Source organism: Azotobacter bryophylli (assembly GCF_042643485.1).
GTDB classification, from domain to species: Bacteria; Pseudomonadota; Gammaproteobacteria; order Pseudomonadales; family Pseudomonadaceae; genus Azotobacter; species Azotobacter bryophylli.
Map to the genome: position 1 here is coordinate 21,135 of NZ_JBHRSJ010000035.1, position 19,000 is coordinate 40,134.

Annotated in this window: 14 protein-coding genes; 8 read left to right on the top strand and 6 right to left on the bottom strand. The window is 69.1% G+C overall.

The genetic code is table 11. The features are described 5' to 3' along the window. The first annotated feature begins 14 nt into the window (after positions 1 to 14). From dinG to ACFOJE_RS19005, 6 genes are all read left to right on the top strand, one after another. Positions 15 to 2,159: an ATP-dependent DNA helicase DinG gene (gene dinG / locus ACFOJE_RS18980; protein WP_377816378.1), complete on the top strand. Its 2,145-nt coding sequence runs from the start codon at positions 15 to 17 to the stop codon at positions 2,157 to 2,159. Positions 2,160 to 2,265: 106 nt separating this feature from the next. Next, on the top strand, positions 2,266 to 4,614 hold the full coding sequence (locus tag ACFOJE_RS18985; RefSeq protein ID WP_377816379.1) for a beta-agarase: 2,349 nt from the start codon (positions 2,266 to 2,268) through the stop codon (positions 4,612 to 4,614). Positions 4,615 to 4,677: 63 nt separating this feature from the next. Then, positions 4,678 to 5,829, top strand: coding sequence for a serine hydrolase domain-containing protein (locus ACFOJE_RS18990; protein ID WP_377816380.1), 1,152 nt, complete (start codon positions 4,678 to 4,680; stop codon positions 5,827 to 5,829). Positions 5,830 to 5,963: 134 nt separating this feature from the next. Beyond that, positions 5,964 to 6,590: an OmpA family protein gene (locus ACFOJE_RS18995; protein ID WP_377816381.1), complete on the top strand. Its 627-nt coding sequence runs from the start codon at positions 5,964 to 5,966 to the stop codon at positions 6,588 to 6,590. 51 nt (positions 6,591 to 6,641) lie between these two features. Further along, positions 6,642 to 7,289: a pyridoxamine 5'-phosphate oxidase gene (gene pdxH / locus ACFOJE_RS19000; RefSeq protein WP_377816382.1), complete on the top strand. Its 648-nt coding sequence runs from the start codon at positions 6,642 to 6,644 to the stop codon at positions 7,287 to 7,289. A 90-nt stretch (positions 7,290 to 7,379) separates the two neighbouring features. Beyond that, the gene (locus tag ACFOJE_RS19005) at positions 7,380 to 7,823 is read left to right on the top strand and encodes a transcriptional regulator (RefSeq protein ID WP_377816383.1); all 444 of its coding nucleotides are present in this window, start codon (positions 7,380 to 7,382) and stop codon (positions 7,821 to 7,823) included. Positions 7,824 to 7,844: 21 nt separating this feature from the next. Here the strand turns inward: ACFOJE_RS19005 and egtD are convergent, their stop codons facing one another. Continuing rightward, complete coding sequence (gene egtD, locus ACFOJE_RS19010; RefSeq protein ID WP_377816384.1) at positions 7,845 to 8,807, bottom strand: L-histidine N(alpha)-methyltransferase; 963 nt, start codon at positions 8,805 to 8,807, stop codon at positions 7,845 to 7,847. A 2-nt stretch (positions 8,808 to 8,809) separates the two neighbouring features. Beyond that, positions 8,810 to 10,087, bottom strand: coding sequence for an ergothioneine biosynthesis protein EgtB (egtB, locus tag ACFOJE_RS19015; protein ID WP_377816385.1), 1,278 nt, complete (start codon positions 10,085 to 10,087; stop codon positions 8,810 to 8,812). Between the two features lie 247 nt (positions 10,088 to 10,334). Here egtB and ACFOJE_RS19020 point away from each other — a divergent pair, with 247 nt between their 5' ends. Beyond that, complete coding sequence (locus ACFOJE_RS19020; RefSeq protein WP_377816387.1) at positions 10,335 to 12,158, top strand: ABCB family ABC transporter ATP-binding protein/permease; 1,824 nt, start codon at positions 10,335 to 10,337, stop codon at positions 12,156 to 12,158. Between the two features lie 119 nt (positions 12,159 to 12,277). Beyond that, positions 12,278 to 12,442, top strand: a complete 165-nt coding sequence (locus tag ACFOJE_RS19025) for a hypothetical protein (RefSeq protein ID WP_377816389.1) — start codon at positions 12,278 to 12,280, stop codon at positions 12,440 to 12,442. 96 nt (positions 12,443 to 12,538) lie between these two features. On the opposite strand, the gene ACFOJE_RS19030 is transcribed toward ACFOJE_RS19025, so the two are convergent. The 4 genes from ACFOJE_RS19030 to ACFOJE_RS19045 all read right to left on the bottom strand — a co-directional run bounded on the left by ACFOJE_RS19030 (position 12,539) and on the right by ACFOJE_RS19045 (position 18,971). Beyond that, positions 12,539 to 13,984: a TolC family outer membrane protein gene (locus tag ACFOJE_RS19030; protein ID WP_377816391.1), complete on the bottom strand. Its 1,446-nt coding sequence runs from the start codon at positions 13,982 to 13,984 to the stop codon at positions 12,539 to 12,541. A gap of 61 nt (positions 13,985 to 14,045) precedes the next feature. Then, positions 14,046 to 15,167, bottom strand: a complete 1,122-nt coding sequence (locus tag ACFOJE_RS19035; protein WP_377816393.1) for an ABC transporter permease — start codon at positions 15,165 to 15,167, stop codon at positions 14,046 to 14,048. 1 nt (position 15,168) lies between these two features. After that, positions 15,169 to 17,898 (bottom strand): ribosome-associated ATPase/putative transporter RbbA, encoded by a 2,730-nt coding sequence (gene rbbA, locus ACFOJE_RS19040; protein WP_377816395.1) that lies wholly within the window; start codon positions 17,896 to 17,898, stop codon positions 15,169 to 15,171. After that, the gene (locus ACFOJE_RS19045; RefSeq protein ID WP_377816396.1) at positions 17,895 to 18,971 is read right to left on the bottom strand and encodes an HlyD family secretion protein; all 1,077 of its coding nucleotides are present in this window, start codon (positions 18,969 to 18,971) and stop codon (positions 17,895 to 17,897) included. The genes rbbA and ACFOJE_RS19045 overlap by 4 nt, the downstream gene beginning before the upstream one ends. Positions 18,972 to 19,000 lie beyond the last annotated feature (29 nt).

A 19,000-nucleotide genomic window follows, 5' to 3' on the forward strand; every position in this document is an offset into this window, starting at 1 on the left:
AATTTGTCCAGTCGATGCTCAGCGCCGAACTCAAGTCCCAGATCCAGGGGGCCTACTCCCGCTTTCTCGAAGCCAAGGGCTTGAAGCCGCGCTACGGCCAGCGCCTGATGATCGCCGAAGTGGCCAAGGTGCTGGGCGACATCCCGGTGGACGACGAGGGCCGCCGCACCGGCGAACCGGCGGTGGTGGCGGTGGAGGCCGGCACCGGCACCGGCAAGACCGTGGCCTACAGCCTGGCGGCGATTCCCGCGGCCAAGGCGGCCGGCAAGCGTCTGGTGATCGCCACCGCGACCGTGGCCCTGCAGGAGCAGATCGTCCACAAGGACCTGCCCGACCTGATGCGCAACAGCGGCCTCAGCTTCAGTTTCTCCCTGGCCAAGGGCCGCGGCCGCTACCTGTGCCTGTCCAAGCTCGACCTCCTGCTGCAGGAGGGCCAGGCGCAGAGCGCCACCGCCCAGCTGTTCGAGGAGGAGGGCTTTCGCATCGACGTCGACGAGGCCAGCCAGAAGCTGTTTTCCGAGATGATCGAGAAGCTGGCCGGCAACCGCTGGGACGGCGACCGCGACGCCTGGCCCACGGCCATCGAGGATGCCGACTGGGCGCGCCTGACCACCGACCACAGCCAGTGCACCAACCGCCATTGCCCCAACTTCCAGCAGTGCGCCTTCTACAAGGCGCGCGACGGCATGACCAAGGTCGACGTGATCGTCACCAACCACGACATGGTCCTGGCCGACCTCGCCCTGGGCGGCGGCGCGGTGCTGCCGGACCCGCGCGACACCCTCTACGTGTTCGACGAAGGCCACCACCTGCCGGACAAGGCCATCGGCCATTTCGCCCATTTCACCCGCCTGCGCTCCACCGCCGACTGGCTGGGGCAGATCGACAAGAACCTCACCCGACTGCTGGCGCAGAACCCGCTGCCCGGCGAACTGGGACGGCTGATCGAGCAGATTCCTGAGCTGGCCCGCGAGCTGCGCACCCAGCAGCAGTTCATGTCCGCCGCCTGCGAACAGCTCGCCGACTTCCGTCCGGGCGAGGACATGGAGGGCCGCGAGCGGCCGCGGCACCGCTTTGTCGGCGGCATAGTGCCGGCGCATCTGCGCGAGCAGGGCATCGAACTGAGGAAGGGATTTTCCCGCCTCTCCGACCTCTTAACCCGCCTCACCGAGCTGCTCAAGGAAGCGATGGACGGCGAGGCCGGCGTGGGCGCCGCCAGCCACCAGGCCGAGGAGTGGTATCCGCTGTTCGGCAGCCTGCTGGCCCGCGCCCAGGGCAACTGGGAGCTGTGGGGCGCCTTCAGCGCCGAGGACCCGGAGGACAGCCCGCCGATGGCGCGCTGGCTGACCCTGGTCGAGAACGGCGCGCTGCACGACATCGAGGTCAACGCCAGCCCGATCCTCGCTGCCGAAACCCTGCGCCGCAATCTGTGGAACGTCGCCTTCGGCGCCCTGGTGACCTCCGCCACCCTGACTGCGCTGAACAGCTTCGACCGCTTCCGCATGCGCGCCGGCCTGCCGAAGAACGCCGTCACCGCCGTGGTGCCGAGCCCCTTCGCCCACGCCGAGGCGGGCCTGCTGCGGGTGCCGGACCTGAAGGCCGATCCGCGGGACGCGCAAGCCCACACCGCGGCCATCGTGCGCGAACTGCCGCGTCTGGTGGAGGGCGCACGCGGCACCCTGGTGCTGTTCTCCTCGCGCCGGCAGATGCAGGACGTGTTCGACGGGCTCGACCGCGACTGGCGCAAGCGGGTGCTGATCCAGGGCAACCTGTCCAAGCAGGAGACTCTGAACAAGCACAAGGCGCGGGTCGACGACGGCGAGTCCAGCGTGCTGTTCGGCCTGGCCAGCTTCGCCGAGGGCGTCGACCTGCCCGGCGCCTACTGCGAGCACGTGGTGATCGCCAAGATCCCCTTCGCCGTACCGGACGACCCGGTGGAGGCGGCCCTGGCCGAATGGATCGAGGCGCGCGGCGGCAATCCGTTCATGGAGATCGCCGTGCCCGACGCCTCGCTGCGCCTGGTCCAGGCCTGCGGGCGCCTGCTGCGCACCGAGCAGGACCGCGGTACGATCACCCTGCTCGACCGCCGCGTCGTCACCCAGCGCTACGGCAAGGCGATCCTCAACGCCCTGCCGCCGTTCCGCCGGGAGATCGAGTAGCGCCGGAGCGCTCCGCCGGGATCGGACCCCGGCGCGCGGCATGGGTGGAGCAGGATCATTTCCGCCGGATCTGGTCTTCTGTAGGTTGCAATGGAGAGCTGACCGAATGATGCGCCCCCTGGCTTCCCTCTTTCTTGCCTGCTGCCTGACGGCGCCTGCGGTCGTCACGGCCGGCAGCGAGTCCGAGCAGACGCTGTTCAATCTCGCGCGGCCCACCGACGTGGTGCAGGTGTCCGGCAAGGACGCCTACCTGCCGGAGCTGACCGCGGAGAGCACGCCGGAGGGCGAAGTTTTGCGCCGCGTCGTGTTCAACCCGGCGCCCGAGCCGAGCCTGCGCCTGACGCCGCAGCAGGGCAGCTGGGACTGGTCGAAGGCCGGGGCGGTCAGTCTGCGCATCCAGAACGGGATGGACTGGGCGCTGACCCTGCTGGTGAGCCTCGAGAGCGCCGACGGCAAGGTCCTCAGCGGCAGCGTCGGCCTGCCTTCCGGACCGGCGCAGACCCTGCTCCTGCCGCTGCACGCCGTTTCGCCGCGGGCCCAGGGTATGCGCGCCGGCCCGCCGATGCCGCTGAATCTGGACGGGCGGCGGCTGTTCCTGGTCACTACCCTCGAGGGCGATCTGGACCCCGCTCGGGTCGTCTCGCTGACCCTCTCCCTGAGCCGGCCCGACGTGCCCCAGAGCCTGCTGCTCAGCCGTCTCGGCCTGCGCGCGGACGACGGGCTGCAGGCCGCCTACCAGGGCATCGTCGACCGCTACGGGCAGTACAGCCGCGGCGGCTGGCCGGAGAAGGTGTCCGGCGACGAGCAGCTGCAGGCCTCGGCGCGGCAGGAGCGGGCGCAGCTCGACCAGTGGCTGGCCAAGCCGGCCCAGCTGGATCGCTTCGGCGGTTTCCTGCAGGGGCCGGCGTTTCCGGCCAAGGGCTTTTTCCACACGACCAAGCAAGAGGGACGCTGGTATCTGGTGACGCCGGAGGGCCACCCGTTCTATTCCCTGGGCGTGAATACGGTCTCCTCCGACAACCACCGCACCTACGTGGAGGGCCGCGAAGCCATGTTCCAGGCCCTGCCCGGCGCGGACGACCCGCTGGCGGTCTTCTACGGGGCCAGCGACAGCCGCCACGGCAACGCCGCCGGCGAGGGGCGCGGCTTCGACCACGGGCGCTGGTACGACTTCTATCGCGCCAACCTCTACCGGGCCTACGGGCAGAGCTGCACCCCGGCACCGGCGCAGAGTTCCGCCGCGCCGGCCGGCGCCGCTACAGCGCTCGCCACCACCGCGCCGCCGCCCTGCGAGCCCCAGGCTTACGACGCCCAGCGCTGGCGCAGCCATACCCTGGACCGCCTGCAGGCCTGGGGCTTCAACACCCTGGGCAACTGGAGCGACCTGGCCCTGGGCGCCGAGCGGCGCATGCCCTACACGATCCCGCTGCTGATCCTGGGCGATTACGCGAGCATCCCCACCGGGCACGACTGGTGGGGCAGCATGCCCGATCCCTTCGACCCGCGTTTCGCCATGGCCGCCGAGCGGGCGATCGCCATCGCCACCCGCGATCACCGCGACGATCCCTGGCTGATCGGCTATTTCGCCGACAACGAACTGAGCTGGGCCGCGCCGGGAGTCGACCCCAGGTCGCGCTACGCCCTGGCCTACGGCACCCTGCGCCTGACCACCGATGTGCCCGCCAAGCGCGCCTTCCTCAAGCAGCTGCGCGACAAGTACCGCAACCAGCAGGGGCTTTCCGCCGCCTGGGGCATCGACCTGCCGGCCTGGGAACTGATGGAGGACCCGGGGTTCGAGGCGCCGCTGCCGAGCCCGGAGCACCCGGCCATCGAGGAGGACCTGCAGCGCTTCCAGCAGCTGTTCGCCGAGACCTATTTCAAGACCGTGGCCGACTCGCTGAAGTGGCATGCGCCGAACCACCTGCTGCTCGGCGGGCGCTTCGCGATCAGCACCCCGGAAGCGGTGGCGGCCTGCGCCCGGTACTGCGACGTACTGAGTTTCAACTTCTACACCCGCGAGCCGCAGCAGGGTTACGACTTCGCCGCGCTGCGCCAGCTGGACAAGCCGGTCCTGGTCGGCGAGTTCGGCTTCGGCAGCCGCGACCGCGGCCCGTTCTGGGGCGGCCTGCAGGAGTTGTACAAGGAGGAGGAGCGGGGACCGGCCTACGCCCGCTTCCTCGAACGGGCGCTGGCCGAGACCAGCATCGTCGGCGTGCACTGGTTCCAGTACCTGGACCAGCCGGTGACCGGCCGCCTGCTCGATGGCGAGAACGGCCACCTCGGTCTGGTCGGCGTCACCGACCGGCCGTTCGGCGGTTTCGTCCAGGCCGTGCGCCAGGCCAACCTGCAGGTCGGCAAGACCCTGCTGCCGGCGGCGCCCCAAGGCCAGGGAGGCACGGCCGGCGGCGGCAAGGGGGAAGCAGCCCCACCGCCGGCCGCGATGCCGGCTCGCTGATTCACAAGCAGGCCCCGGGCTGGGAGAATGCTTGCCAGACACTGGGTCCCAATGAGGTGAGACGTGCAGATTCAAGGATATTTCGATTTGCGGTTCGAGACCGTGGCGCAAGGATTCGCTGCCCTGTTCGACGATCCCCAGCAGCGCGGCGCCGCGCTGTGCATCCGGATCGGCGGCGAGACGGTGGTGGACGTCTGGGCGGGGGTGGCCGACAAGGACGGCCACGAGGCCTGGCATACCGACACCATCGCCAACCTGTTCTCCTGCACCAAGCCCTTCGCCGCGGTGACCGCGCTGCAGCTGGTGGAGGAGGGCCGTCTCGAGCTGGATGCGCCGATCGCCCGGATCTGGCCGGAATTCGCCGCCGCCGGCAAGGGCCAGATCACCCTGCGCCAGCTGCTCTGCCATCGGGCCGGCCTGCCGGCGATCCGCGAGAACCTGCCGGGCGAGGCCCTGTACGACTGGCAGGCGATGACCTCCGCGCTGGCCAACGAGGCGCCTTGGTGGGATCCCCGCAGCGGGGTGCACGGCTATGCGCCCATCACCTACGGCTGGCTGATCGGCGAGCCGATCCGGCGCGCCGATCGCCGCGAGCCGGGCGTTTCGGTGGCGCAGCGGGTCTCCCGGCCGCTGGGGCTGGATTTCCACATCGGCCTGGACGACGCGGAATTCCACCGGGTCGCGCACATCTCCCGCAGCAAGGGCAACCTGGGCGACGCCGCCGCCCAGCGCCTGATCCACGTCACCATGAGCGATCCGCATGCTCTGGCCACCCGCGCCTTCACCAACCCGCCGTCGATCATGACCAGCACCAACAAGCCCGAATGGCGGCGCATGCAGCAGCTGGCGGCGAACGGCCACGGCAACGCGCGCTCCCTGGCCGGCTTCTACGCGGCCCTGCTCGACGGCCGCCTGCTGGTGCCCGAGCTGCTCAACGAGATGACCCGGGAGCACAGCGTCGGCGAGGACCGCACCCTGCTCACCTCGACCCGCTTCGGCCTGGGCTGCATGCTCGACCAGCCGCGGGTGGCCAATGCCACCTACGGGCTCGGCCCGAAGTCCTTCGGCCATCCCGGCGCCGGCGGCTCCTGCGGCTTCGCCGACCCCGAGCGGGAACTGGCGTTCGGCTTCGTCACCAACAGCCTCGGTCCTTATGTGCTGATGGACCCGCGGGCGCAGAAGCTGGCGAGACTGGCGGGTGAATGCCTGGGTTGAGACCACTCGTCAGTTTTTCGATCCAAAACTTCTCCGTATCGAATGTTGCATCCAGAATTTCAACCGAAACATCAACTCGAGCATTCGATGCTCGGCACTTCGGCACCGGTCTCCACTCAACGCGAGTCCTCTCGATGAAACGGCTCCTTCTCAACACCGCCACCTTACTTCTCTGTGCGGGTATCGCCGCCTGCAGCTCCGTCAAACAGCCCGACGACGCCAAGTCCGTGGCCAGGGCGGAGCAGAAGGCGAGCACCAAGGCTTGGCTCGACGCCCAGGAGCCGCGTCTGCGCGACGCCCTCAGGGGCAGCCACTTCGAAGTGAGCCGCCGCGACGACCTGCTGGTCGTCACCGTGCCGGTGGACGCCTCCTTCAACCCGGATCGTCCGAGCATGCTGCTGCCGGTCACGCTCGGACCGGTCACCAAGGTGGCCAAGCTGGTGGAGAAGGACGGCAAGACCTCCGTGCTGCTGCTGGGGCACGGCGACAACAGCGGCACCGCCGCGGCCAGTCGCAAGCTGAGCGAGGAGCGGGCGCGGTCCGTGGCCGCGATCTTCCGCCTGAGCGGCCTGGGCGGCGACCGGCTGATGTACAAGGGCATGGGCTCCGATCTGCCGCGGGTCGGCAACGACAGCAAGGACGGCCGCGCGCGCAACCGTCGCGTCGAGATGCTGCTGACTCCGCGCGGGACGCTGCCGTCGGTGCTGGCTCAATACACCACGGCAGGGAAGAAGCTGGTTGTGGCAGATCAAGTCAAATGAGCCGGGGGATGGTTACACTTCTAAAAGTGTAACCATCAGAAGGAATCCGCCATGCCCCAGACTTTGGCCGATATGCGTCGCGACTATACCCGCCTGGGCCTCTCCGAGGACCAGGCGCCAACCGAACCCCTGAGCCTGTTCCGGCAATGGTTCGCCGAGGCGGTGAAGACCGAGCAGCTGCCGGTCGAGCCCAACGCCATGACCCTGGCCACCGTGGACGGCGAAGGGCGCCCGCACTGCCGGGTATTGTTGCTGAAGGGCCTGGACGAGCGCGGCTTCACCTTCTTCAGCAACTACGACAGCGCCAAGGGCCAGGAACTCCAGGCCCGGCCGTTCGCCGCCATGACCTTCTTCTGGCCCGCCCTCGAGCGTCAGGTGCGCATCGAAGGCCGGGTCGAGCGGGTCGCTCCAGAAGAATCCGACGCCTATTTCCAGGTGCGCCCGCTGGGCAGTCGCCTGAGCGCCTGGGCCTCGCCGCAGAGCCGGGTGATCCGCGACCGCGCCGAGTTGGAGGAACTGCTGGCGCAGACCGAGAGCCGTTTTCTCGACAGCGCGCCGCACTGCCCCGAGCACTGGGGTGGTTACCGCCTGCTGCCGGAGCGCGTCGAATTCTGGCAGGGCCGCCCCAGCCGGCTGCACGACCGTCTCAACTACCGCCTGCAGGACGGCGGCTGGCTCCGCGAGCGCCTGGCCCCCTGATTCCCCGCCGACTCCCTCGTCCCATCCGCCCCGTCGCCTCCTTCGGCCCGGCCCGCTTCGCCCGAACGCCGTCGGCGCGCCGGGGTCGGAATGGGTAAGCCACAGACGGCGGACCGTCCGGTCCGCGAGGAGCCGACGATGGGCTACGACTGGGATCTGATGGAGCGCCTGCTGCAGCGCGCCCGGGACTGCGCCGGGGTGAACTTCACGCCCCGCGCCTACGCCGAGGAACTCGCCCGGGAGAAGGAGGAGCGGGAGGGACGGATTCCCGGCGACATGGACGACATGCGCCTGCGCGCGGCGGATTACGAGGCCCTGCTGCTGGAGGGCGGCTTCATCGAGCCGCGCCCGCAGGCGCTGGGCGGCACTGGCGAGAACTTCATGCCGACCCAGCGGGGCGTCCGGCTGCTGGAGATGCTGCAGCAGCCGAACGGCCGCGCCCTGCTGGACGAGCAGGGAAACAACGCGCTGACCCCCGAAGTCTTCGACGGGCTCTCCGGAACCCGGCCGGTGGCCAGCAGCGGGCTCGGCTAGCCCGCCGCTCCGCTGGCGGCTTCACTCCCGCTGCAGGTAATGCACGCTGAACAAGCCCTGCGGATCGGTCCACAGGGCCAGGGGACGGAAGCCGGCGCCGCGGGCCAGATCGCGGAAGCCGTCCACGCTGTACTTGTAGGAGTTCTCGGTGTGCAGGCTTTCCCCCTCGGCGAAGCGGAAGCGCTCGCCTTCGACGCGGACCTCCTGCGTTCGCCGGCTGACCAGGTGCATCTCGATGCGCGACGCCGCTTCGTTGTAGAAGGCGCGATGGCTGAAGCTGTCCGGCTCGATGTCGCTGTCCAGCTCGCGGCGGATGCGCTCCAGCAGGTTCAGGTTGAAGGCGGCGGTGACCCCGGCTCGGTCGTTGTAGGCGGCTTCCAGCGTCCGCCGGTCCTTGCGCAGGTCGACGCCGATCAGCAGGCCGCCGTCTTCGGCCAGCAGGCCGTGCAGGTTGCCGAGGAAGGCCTGGGCTTCGTCCGGATCGAAGTTGCCGATGCTCGATCCGGGGAAGAAGGCCAGCGGATGCCGGCCGTCGAAGTCCTCCGGCAGGCGCATTGGCTGCGAGAAGTCGGCGCAGGCGGCGTGCACCTCCAGCCAGGGGTAGTCCGTGGCCAGGAGCTCGGTGCTGCGGCGCAGGAACTCCTCGGAGATGTCGATGCCGAGGTAACGGGGCGGGTGCAGGGCCTCCAGCAGCAGGCGCACCTTGCGGCTGGCGCCGCTGCCCAGCTCCACTAGGCTGGCGTCCGCGCCGGCGATTTCGGCGATGTCGTTGGCGGCCCGGCGCAGGATCAGTTCCTCGGTGCGCGTCGGATAGTACTCGGGCTGCCGGCAGATGCTGTCGAACAGCTCCGAGCCGCGGCGATCGTAGAAGAACTTCGGGGCGACGTGCTTGGGGGTGTCGGCGAAGCCGGCGAGCACCTCGTCGCGCAGGGAGAGGCCGGCCTCGGTCCGGCGCTGATCGTGAAAGTGCAGGGCGGCGGACACGCTCAGGCCTCCTTGGCCAGGCGCAGCCCGGCGAACGGCCAGCGCATGGCCGGGTAGAAGAAGTTGCGGTAGCTGGCGCGCACGTGCCCCAGCGGCGTGGCGCAGCAGCCGCCGCGCAGGACCATCTGCCCGCACATGAACTTGCCGTTGTACTCGCCCAGGCTGCCCGGCAGCGGGCGGAAGCCGGGGTAGGGGCGGTAGGCGCTAGCGGTCCATTGCCAGACGTCGCCGTACCATGGGCCGCCGCCGGCGACGGGATGCAGGAAGCCGCTCTCCAGGAAGTTGCCGTGCACCGGGGCGTCCTGCGCCGCCGCTTCCCATTCCGCTTCGCTGGGCAGGCGCGCGCCGGCCCAGCGGGCGTAGGCGTCGGCCTCGAAGAAGCTGACATGGCAGACCGGCGCCTGCAGGTCGAGCGGGCGCAGGCCGCCGAGGGTCATCTCCAGCCACTGGCCTTCCTCGCGCCGCCAGTACAGCGGCGCCTGCCAGCCGGCCTGCTGCACTAGGCTCCAGCCGTCGGCCAGCCAGAGCTCCGGGCGGGCATAGCCGCCGTCCGCGATGAAGGCGAGGTATTCGGCACAGCTCACCGGCCGGCTGGCCAGGCGGAAGTCCTCGAGGAACTGGCGGTGGCGCGGGGTTTCGCAGTCGAAGGCGAAGCCGGCGCCGGCATGGCCGATCTGCCGCAGGCCGCCGGGGAACTCCAGCCAGCGCAGCTCGCTCGGGGCGTGCCCGGCGGTGCCCAGCAGATCGTCGCGATAGGCCGGCTGCAGCGGGTTCTGCGCGAGGATGTGGAGGATGTCCATCAGCAGCAGCTCCTGGTGCTGCTGCTCGTGCTGCAGGCCGAGCTCGACGCGCCGGGCGATCTCCGCCGCGTGCTCGGCCGGCGGGCGTTCCAGCAGTTCCTCCATGGCCGCGTCGACGTGGCCGCGGTAGCGGTAGATCTCGCTCACCCCGGGACGCGAGAGCAGCCCGCGCCCGGCACGGGGAAAGGGCCTGCCGTGGGTCTCGTAGTAGGAGTTGAACAGGTGGTCGTAGGCCGGGTCCTGCTCCCGGTAGCCGCGCAGGAAGGGCTTGAGCAGGAAGGCCTCGAAGAACCAGCTGACATGGGCCAGATGCCATTTCGGCGGGCTGACGTCGGGCATGCTCTGGACGACGTAATCCTCGATCTGCAACGGTGCGCAGATCTCCTCGCTGAGGGCGCGGATCCGACTGTAGCGTTCGCTCTGGGAGGCTGGCGGCGGGGGGGAGGCGGTGGCTTGCGGCTTGCTGGCCGTATCGGGCATCGGCGTGCTGCTCCTATGGTCGGGGTCGCAGTAGTGGTCGCGTTCGGCCTTAGGTTTAGACGGATATTTCCGCCTCTGCCCGTACGTTGGTCAGTTTCCGCCGCGGCGCGCCGTCAGCCTCTGCGCATTTTCGGCCGGGCGGACGGCGGGGCAGGGGCCTCGCCTTGCGCGCGCTTCCCGATCGGGCCAGCATAGCGGCCCGCCATTCACCGGCCGGCCGCGACCGGCCCGCATCACGAGACGCCCGATGAACCAAGCCTCCGAGGATGTCACCGTCAACCCCGTCCAGCGTGCCCGCGAGGCCCGCGGCGACGTAGCGGTGATCCGCGATCTGCTGCCCTACCTGCGCCCCTATCTGGGGCGCATCCTCCTGGCCCTCGGCCTGGTGTTCGCCGCCAAGCTGCTCAACCTGGTGGTGCCGCTGGTGCTCAAGCACATCGTCGACGGCCTCAACGTCGAGCCGAGCCTGCTGATGCTGCCGGTCGGCCTGCTGCTGGCCTACGGCGGCGCGCGGATCGGCGTGACCCTGTTCACCGAGCTGCGCCAGGTGGTGTTCGCCCGGGTCATGGCGCGCACCTCGCGGCAGGTCACCCTCAAGGTGTTCCGTCACCTGCACGGACTCAGCCTGAAGTTCCACCTCGGCCGGCGCACCGGTGGCGTGGCCCGCGACGTGGAGCGCGGCGGCAGCGCCATCGCCGACCTGCTCGACTGGACCCTCTACTCGATCATCCCGATCCTGCTGGAGGTGATCCTGGTCACCGCGGTGCTGGTCTGGGCCTACGACTGGCGCTTCGCCGCCATCACCCTGGCCACCCTGCTGGCCTACGCCGCCTGGACCTTCGCCATCACCGAATGGCGCACCCGCTACTACCGCGCCTCGGTGGAGGCCGACACCCGCGCCAACGAGCGGGCGGTGGACTCGCTGCTCAACTACGAGACGGTCAAGTACTTCAACAACGAGGAGCACGAGGCGGCGCGTTACGACGAGAACCTGCGCCATCTGGAGAACGCCAAGGTCAAGGCGACCACCAGCCTGGCGCTGCTCAACCTGGGCCAGGCGGCCATCGTCTCGCTCGGCGTCACCGCGATGATGTGGCTGGCCGCCGCCGGGGTGGTGGCCGGCAGCCTGACGGTGGGCGACCTGGTGCTGGTCAACACCTACCTGCTGCAGCTCTCCGCGCCGCTGTTCCTGCTCGGCATGATGTACCGCGAGGTGAAGCAGGCGCTGACCAACATGGAGCGCCTGTTCGGCTTGCTCGACGAGCGCCAGGACGTGCAGGACGCACCGGGCGCCCGGCCGTTGAAGGCCAGCCGGCCGAGCGTGAGCTTCGAGTCGGTGCGCTTCGGTTACGACCCGCGCCGGCAGATCCTCCACGACCTCAGCTTCGAGATCCCCGCCGGCGGCACCGTGGCGGTAGTCGGCCACTCCGGCTCCGGCAAGTCGACCCTGGCGCGGCTGCTCTACCGCTTCTACGACGTCGACGGCGGGCGCATCGCCATCGACGGCCAGGACATCCGCCAACTGACCCAGGCCTCGCTGCGCGGCGCCATCGCCATCGTTCCCCAGGACACCGTGCTGTTCAACGACAGCATCTTCTACAACATCCACTACGGCCGGCCCGACGCCAGCCCCGAGGAGGTGGAGGAAGCGGCCCGCGCCGCGCACATCCACGACTTCATCGACTGTCTGCCGGACGGCTACCAGACCCAGGTGGGCGAGCGCGGCCTGAAGCTCTCCGGCGGCGAGAAGCAGCGCGTGGCCATCGCCCGGGCGATCCTCAAGAACCCCGGCATCCTGATCTTCGACGAGGCCACCTCGGCGCTGGATTCCCAGTCCGAGCGCGCCATCCAGGCCGAGCTGGAGCGCATCCAGGTCGGCCGCACCACCCTGGTGATCGCCCACCGCCTGTCCACGGTGATGAACGCCGACCAGATCCTGGTGATGGACCGCGGGCGCATCGTCGAGCGCGGCACCCATGCTGCGCTGCTGGCCAGCGGCGGGGTCTATGCCCAGATGTGGCGCCTGCAGCAGAGCGAGGCGGAGAGGGAAGAGGCCCAGCAGGCGCACTGAGGCCTGCCGGGTGCCCGCGGTTTGCGCCGCGGCGCCGATGGATGACAATAACCCTGCGGCCGAGCGCGGATGAGGGGGTACGGCCGGACGGACGTCTCACTGCCAATCGAGGGAAACGCATGAACGAACTGGAAACCATGCTGCTGGTGATCGGGATCGGCTTCGTCCTGCTCGGGGTCGGCTTCGCCAATCGCGCGCAGAACTGGGGCGTCGCGCTGATCGCCGTCGGCTGGGCCTGCATGCTGTCGACCATCGCCTACAAGATGTACATCACCTTCGGCTGAGAGCCGCTCCACGATCCGCTGCGCGGCGTCGAGATCGGGCTCTGGCTCTCTGGATCGCGACCGGGCTGAGAGGCGCAGAGGCCCGTCTCGGCCCGCTCAGAAATCCAGCTTCGCGTCGCTGAGCTTGACCCCCGGCGGGACGAAGTCGCGGTCCGGGTCGTAGTCGGGTTTGAGGTATTGCGACAGATCCTGCAGATCCTCCGGGCTGAGCACGCCGGCGGCCTGTTTCAGGCGCAGCTGGTTGAGGATGTAGTCGTAGCGCGCGTCGTTGTAGCTGCGCACGGCGCTGTACAGCGAACGCTGCGCCTCGAGCACGTCGACGATGTTGCGCGTGCCGACCTGGTAGCCGAGCTCGGTGGCTTCAACGGAACTCTGGTTGGAGACGATGGCCTGCCGGCGCGCCTGCACCTGTTCCACGTCGGTGTTCACCGCCCGGTGGAAGTTGCGGGTGTCCTGCACCACCTGCCGGCGTTGCCCCTCGCGCTGTTGCTCGCTCTGCGACAGGCGCTGGTAGGACTCGCGCACCTGCGAGCTGGTCAGGCCGCCGGTGGAGATCGGGATGTTCAGCTCCACGCCGATGCTGCTCTGGGAGACGGTGCCGCTGTAGTTGATAAAGCGGTTGGTGAAGGGGTTGTTGACGTAGCCGAGGCTATCGTTGTTGCCGCGCTCGTAGCGCGCCACCAGATCGACGGTCGGCGCGTGGCCGGACTTGCGCTGGCGCAGGGTTTCCTCGGCGCTGGTCACGGCGTACTGGCTGGCCCGCAGGTTGAGGTTGCTCTTGACCGCGATGTCGACCCAGGACTGGGCGTCGACCGGCGTCGGCGGCGCCACCGGCAGGGTATGGCGGATGCCCTGGACGAAGTGGTAGTCGCGATTGGTCAGGGTGGTCAGCGCCTGGAAGGCGTCCTGCACCTGGCGCTCGGCGACGATCCGGTTGGCGCGGGCGGTGTCGTAGCCGGCCTGCGCCTCGAGCAGGTCGGTGCGGTCCGACATGCCGACGTCGAAGCGCTCCCTGGCCTGCTCGTACTGGCGCTTGAACGCCGCTTCCTCGGCCTTGTTGGCGGCCAGGTTGTCCTGGGCGCGCAGCACCGCGAAGTAGTTCTCGGCGCTCTGCATGATCAGGTTCTGCTCCAGCGCCGCCAGCTGCAGCGCCGCCTGTTTGTCCACCGCCTTGGCGGCGCGCAGCTGGAACCAGCGGTCGGCGCGGATGATCGCCTGGTTGAGGCTGGCCTGGAAGAGCATGCCGTTGCGGTTGAGCGTGTGCCCGTACTGCTTCACGTCGTAACGGGTGTCGGTGTAGCTGCCGCCGGCGTTGATCTGCGGCAGCAGGCCGGCGCGGGCCTGCGGCACCACTTCCCGGGTGGCCTGGTAGTCGGCGCGGGAGGCGGCGATATTGGCGTTGCTCAGCACGGCCTCCCGATAGACGCCGATCAGGTCGGTCTTCTCCGGTGGTGAGGGTTCCTCCGCACGCAGCGGCTCGGGCAGGCTGCCGAGGGCGATGCTCAGAGCGAGGAGAAGTAGAGAGCCGCAGGTCCTGTTCATGAGGGCAGTCCTTGTCCGTTCACGGGTAGACAGACGCATGGTGCTTGGTTTCCTTGTACTGCTACTGCAGCGACTTGCGCAGCCGCGACAGCGCGCCGACGAAGAACAGCGAGCCGATCACGGCCAACGTCAGCAACTGCGGCCAGACGGTGGAGACTCCGGCGCCACGGAACAGTATGGCCTGCGCCAGCATGATGAAGTGGGTGGTGGGGGCCACCAGCATGATGTTCTGCACGAACTCGGGCATGCTCTCGCGCGGGCTCATGCCGCCGGAGAGGACCTGCAGCGGCATCAGCACCAGGACGTTGAGCAGGCCCAGCTGCGGCATGGAGCGGGCGAGGGTGCCGAAGAAGATGCCCATCGAAGTGGTGGCGAACAGGTGCAGGACGGCGCCGCCCAGGAACAGCAGCATCGAGCCCTGGATCGGCACCCGGATCCAGTCCTGGACGATGAAGCGCAGGGACAGGGCGGCGGCGACCAGCACCACCAGGCCCATGGACCAGACCTTGGCGGCCATGATCTCGAAGGGGGTCACCGGCATCACCAGCAGGTGCTCGATGGTGCCGTGCTCGCGCTCGCGGATCAGCGTGGCGCCGGTGAGGATGATCGACAGCATGGTGATCTGGTTGATCACCGCGTTGATCGCGCCGAACCAGGTGCTCATCAGGTTGGGGTTGTACAGGACCCGCACCACCGACTCGACCGGCGTCGGCGTCTCGCCCCGGTAGCGCTTGAGGAACTCGGCGATCTCGCTGGCGATGATGTTCTGGATGTGCCCGGCGCCGGTGTAGGCCTGGCTCATCTGGGTGGCATCGATGTTGAGCTGGATGGCCGGCTGGCGGCCGGCCAGCAGGTCCGACTGGAAGTCCGGCGGGATGCTCAGGGTGAAGGTGTAGAACCCCTCGTCCATGCCCTTGTCCATTTCCGCCAGGGTGATGTGCTCGGGCCTGAGGAAGTAGGGTTCCTGGAAGGCGTCGATGATGCGCTCGCTGACCGGCGAGCGGTCCTCGTCGACCACGGCGATGGTCGCCCGGTACGGCTCCTCCGGGGTACCGGTGGCCTGGGAGTACACGTCCAGGGTGAAGGAGTAGATGATCAGCAGCAGCAGCGCGCCGTCGCGGTAGAGGCTGCGCAGCTCCTTGATGCCGAGCTGCAGGATGTTGCTGGGGCGGGCCAGGCGCATGTCACTTCTCCTGCTTGCGCAGGCCGGCGATGCTGAGCAGGGTCAGCACCGGCACGGCCACCAGCAAGGGGACAAAGTAGGGATACAGGTCCATCAGCCCCAGCGCCTTGGAGAACACGCCGCGGCTGATGGTGAGGAAGTAGCTGGTCGGGTAGATGTGCCCGATGAAGGCGCTCATGCCCTGCAGGGTCGAGATCGGGTGGTACAGGCCGGAGAACTGCACCGCCGGCACCAGGGTGGCGATGGCGGTGCCGAAGACCGCGGCGGTCTGGCTGTTCAGGAGCGAGGAGATCAGCAGGCCTAGGCCGGTGGAGCAGGTGACGTAGAGCACGGCGCCGATGATCAGGGTCGGCAGGTTGCCCTTGACCGGCACGCCGAAGACGAACACCGCCAGTAGCGTCAGCATGAAAAAGTTGAAGATACCGAGGCAGATGTAGGGCAACTGCTTGCCGACCAGGAATTCCAGCCGGGTGGTCGGGGTGACGTAGAAGTTGGTGATCGAGCCCAGCTCCTTCTCGCGCACCACGCCCAGGGCGGTGAGCATCGCCGGGATCATCATCAGGAGGATCGGGATCACCGCCGGAACCATGGCCGGCAGGCTCTGCACGTCGGGGTTGTAGCGGTAGCGCTCGGCGATCTGCGCCGGGCGGGCCGGCAGGGGCTCAGGCGCCTCCCGGGCGAGTTCTTCCAGGTAGCTCTGGTGCAGGCCCTGGGCATAGCCGCGGATGGTATCGGCGCGGGTCGGCATGGAGCCGTCGATCCAGAAGGCCACCTCGGGCTGGTCGCCGTGCTTGAGGTCCTTGCCGAAGTTCGGCGGGATCTCCACCGCCAGGCTGATCTGGCCGCTGCGCATGCGCCGGTCGAGATCCTGGTAGTCGGTCAGCGGCGGCTGCTCGTTGAAGTAGCGCGAGCCGGCGATGTTCAGCGCGTATTCCATGCTGGCGGTGCTCTGGTCGCGGTCGAGCACGGCGTAGCGCAGGTTCTCCACGTCCATGTTGATGCCGTAGCCGACGATGAACATCAGGAGCACGGTGCCGAGCAGGGCCAGGGTGCCGCGGATCGGGTCGCGCTGCAGCTCCATGGCCTCGCGCTTGCTGTAGGTGAGCAGGCGACGCAGGCTGAAGCGGGAATGGTCGGCCGCGGCGTCGTGCTGGATCTGCGGCGGCAGGGGCGGCGTTTCCTGCGGCGCCACGGCGTCGCCGGCGGCGTCCACCAGATAGGCGATGAAGGTTTCCTCGAGGCTCTGCAGGCCGCGCTTCTCTATCAGCCGCCGCGGGCTGTCGCTGTCCAGCACCTTGCCGTTGTGCATCAGCGAGATGCGGTCGCAACGCAGCGCCTCGTTCATGAAGTGGGTGGAGATGAAGATGGTCACCCCGTCCTCGCGCGAGAGCTGGATCAGCAGCTCCCAGAAACCGTCGCGGGCGATCGGGTCGACGCCCGAGGTGGGCTCGTCGAGGATCAGCATCTCCGGCTCGTGGATCACCGCCACGGCCAGCGACAGGCGCTGGCGGATGCCCATCGGCAGGTCGCCCGGCAGGCTGTCGATCACCTCCTGCAGGGCGAAGCGCTCGACCATGGCGTCGATGCGCGCCTGGCGCCGCTCCTCCGGCACGTGGAACAGGCGGGCGTGCAGATCCAGGTTCTGCCCCACGGTCAGCTCGGAATAGAGCGAGAAGGACTGGGACATGTAGCCGACCCGCTGGCGGATCGACATGTCGCTGGAGTCGACCTCCTTGCCGAACAGCAGGGCGCGGCCCTCGCTGGCCGGCAGCAGGCCGGTGAGCATCTTCATGGTGGTGGTCTTGCCGCAGCCGTTGGAGCCGAGGAAGCCGAAGATCTCCCCGCGTTCGATGCGGAAGTCCACATGGTCGACGGCGACGAAATCGCCGAAGCGGCGGGTCAGGCCGTGGGCCTCGATGGCCACCTCGTTGTTCGCCGGCCGCGGCGGGATGACCAGGGCATGGTGCCCGTGGCGCTTCTCCTCCGGCATCAGGGCGATGAAGGCTTCCTCCAGGTCCTTGCAGGCGGTGCGCTCGAGCAGCTCCTGCGGGCTGCCGGTGGCGAGGATGCGGCCCTCGTCCATGGCCACCAGCCAGTCGAAGCGCTGGGCCTCGTCCATGTAGGCGGTGGCCACCAGCACGCTCATGCCCGGGCGATGCTCGCGGATGTGGTCGATGAGATCCCAGAACTGGGTGCGCGACAGCGGGTCGACGCCGGTGGTGGGCTCGTCGAGGATCAACAGGTCGGGATCGTGGATCAGCGCGCAGCAGAGCCCCAGCTTCTGCTTCATGCCGCCGGAGAGCTTGCCCGCCGGGCGGTCGGTGAAGGGGGCGAGGCCGGTGCTGCGGGTCAGCTCGGCGATGCGCGCCCGGCGCTCGGCGGCGTCCTGGCCGAACAGGCTGCCGAAGAACTCCAGGTTCTCGAAGACGGTCAGCGTCGGGTAGAGGTTCTTGCCCAGGCCCTGGGGCATGTAGGCGATGCGCGGGCAGACCGCGCGGCGGTGCCCGGCGTCGGCCATGTCGCCGTCGAGCACCCGGACCGTGCCTTCCTGGATCTGCCGCGCGCCGGAGATCAGCGCCAGCAGGCTGGACTTGCCGACCCCGTCCGGGCCGAGCAGGCCGACCATGCGTCCGGCCGGGATCTCCAGGCTCAGGGAGTCCAGCGCGCGGGTCTTGCCGTAGCGCAGGCCGACGCCCTCGAGCTGCGCCACCGTCGAGTGGGGCGCGCTCATGGCGACAGGTTCACCTGCAGCTGGGCGGGCCATTCGGCCTTCTCATCGAGCTTGACGTAGGCCACGCCGGGCAGGCCGGTCTTGATCTGCCTGAGGTGCTTGCGCAGCAGCTCCGGGTCGATGCGCGCCTTGATGCGGAACATCAGCTTCTCCCGCTCGACCTCGGTTTCCACGGTCTTCGGGGTGAACTGGGCGACGCTGGCGACGTAGGTCACCTTGGCCGGCAGCACGTACTGCGGTATGGCATCCAGCACCAGGTGCACGTCGCTGCCCATGGCCACCCGGCCGGCCTGGCGGGTCGGCAGGAAGAAGGTCATGTAGACGTCGGACAGATCGACCAGGTTGAGCACCTTGCCGCCGGACTGCAGCACTTCGCCGGGCTCGGCCACGCGGTACTGTACGCGGGCGGTGCGGTCGGTCTTCAACTGGCTGTCGTCGATGTCCACCTGCAGCCGGGTCACCGACGCCTGCATGGCGGCCAGGTTCGACTCCGCCTCGATCACCTGGGACTCGGCCGCCTTGATCGCGGACTGGGCCGAGAGCACCTGGGAGCGGGCGGCGGCCAGGGCGGCGCGGGCGCTGAGCATGCTGGCGCGGTCGTCGTCGAGCTGCTGGTGGGCCAGGGCGTTGCGCTGGACCAGCACGTCGCTGCGCCGGAAGCGCTTGTCCGCCGCGTCCAGTTCGGCTTCGCGCTGGAGCACCACGGCGACGGCGGTGTCCTTCTCGCTCTGGCGCTGGGCGACCAGGGCGCGGGCGGTGAAGATGGCGTTCTGCGCCTTGGCCACGTTGGCCCCGGCCTGGGTCAGCTGGGCCTCGAGGGACGCGGTATCCATGCTGGCGAGGATCTGCCCGGGCTGGACGAAATCGCCCTCGTCGACGTTGATGGCCGCGATGCGGCCCGAGAGCTTGGTCGCCACGTCGATCTCGGTCGCCTCGATGCGCCCGTTGCCGCTGGCGAAGCCGTCGCCGAGCCCCTTGGGGCGCAGCTCCAGCCAGGCGAAGACGCCCGCCGCGACCAGCGCGCCGGCGACGAGGAGCCACTTGAGCGGCACTTTCTTTCTTTCCTGCTGCATGCTCGATTCCTGGTACGGAGAGGGGCCGA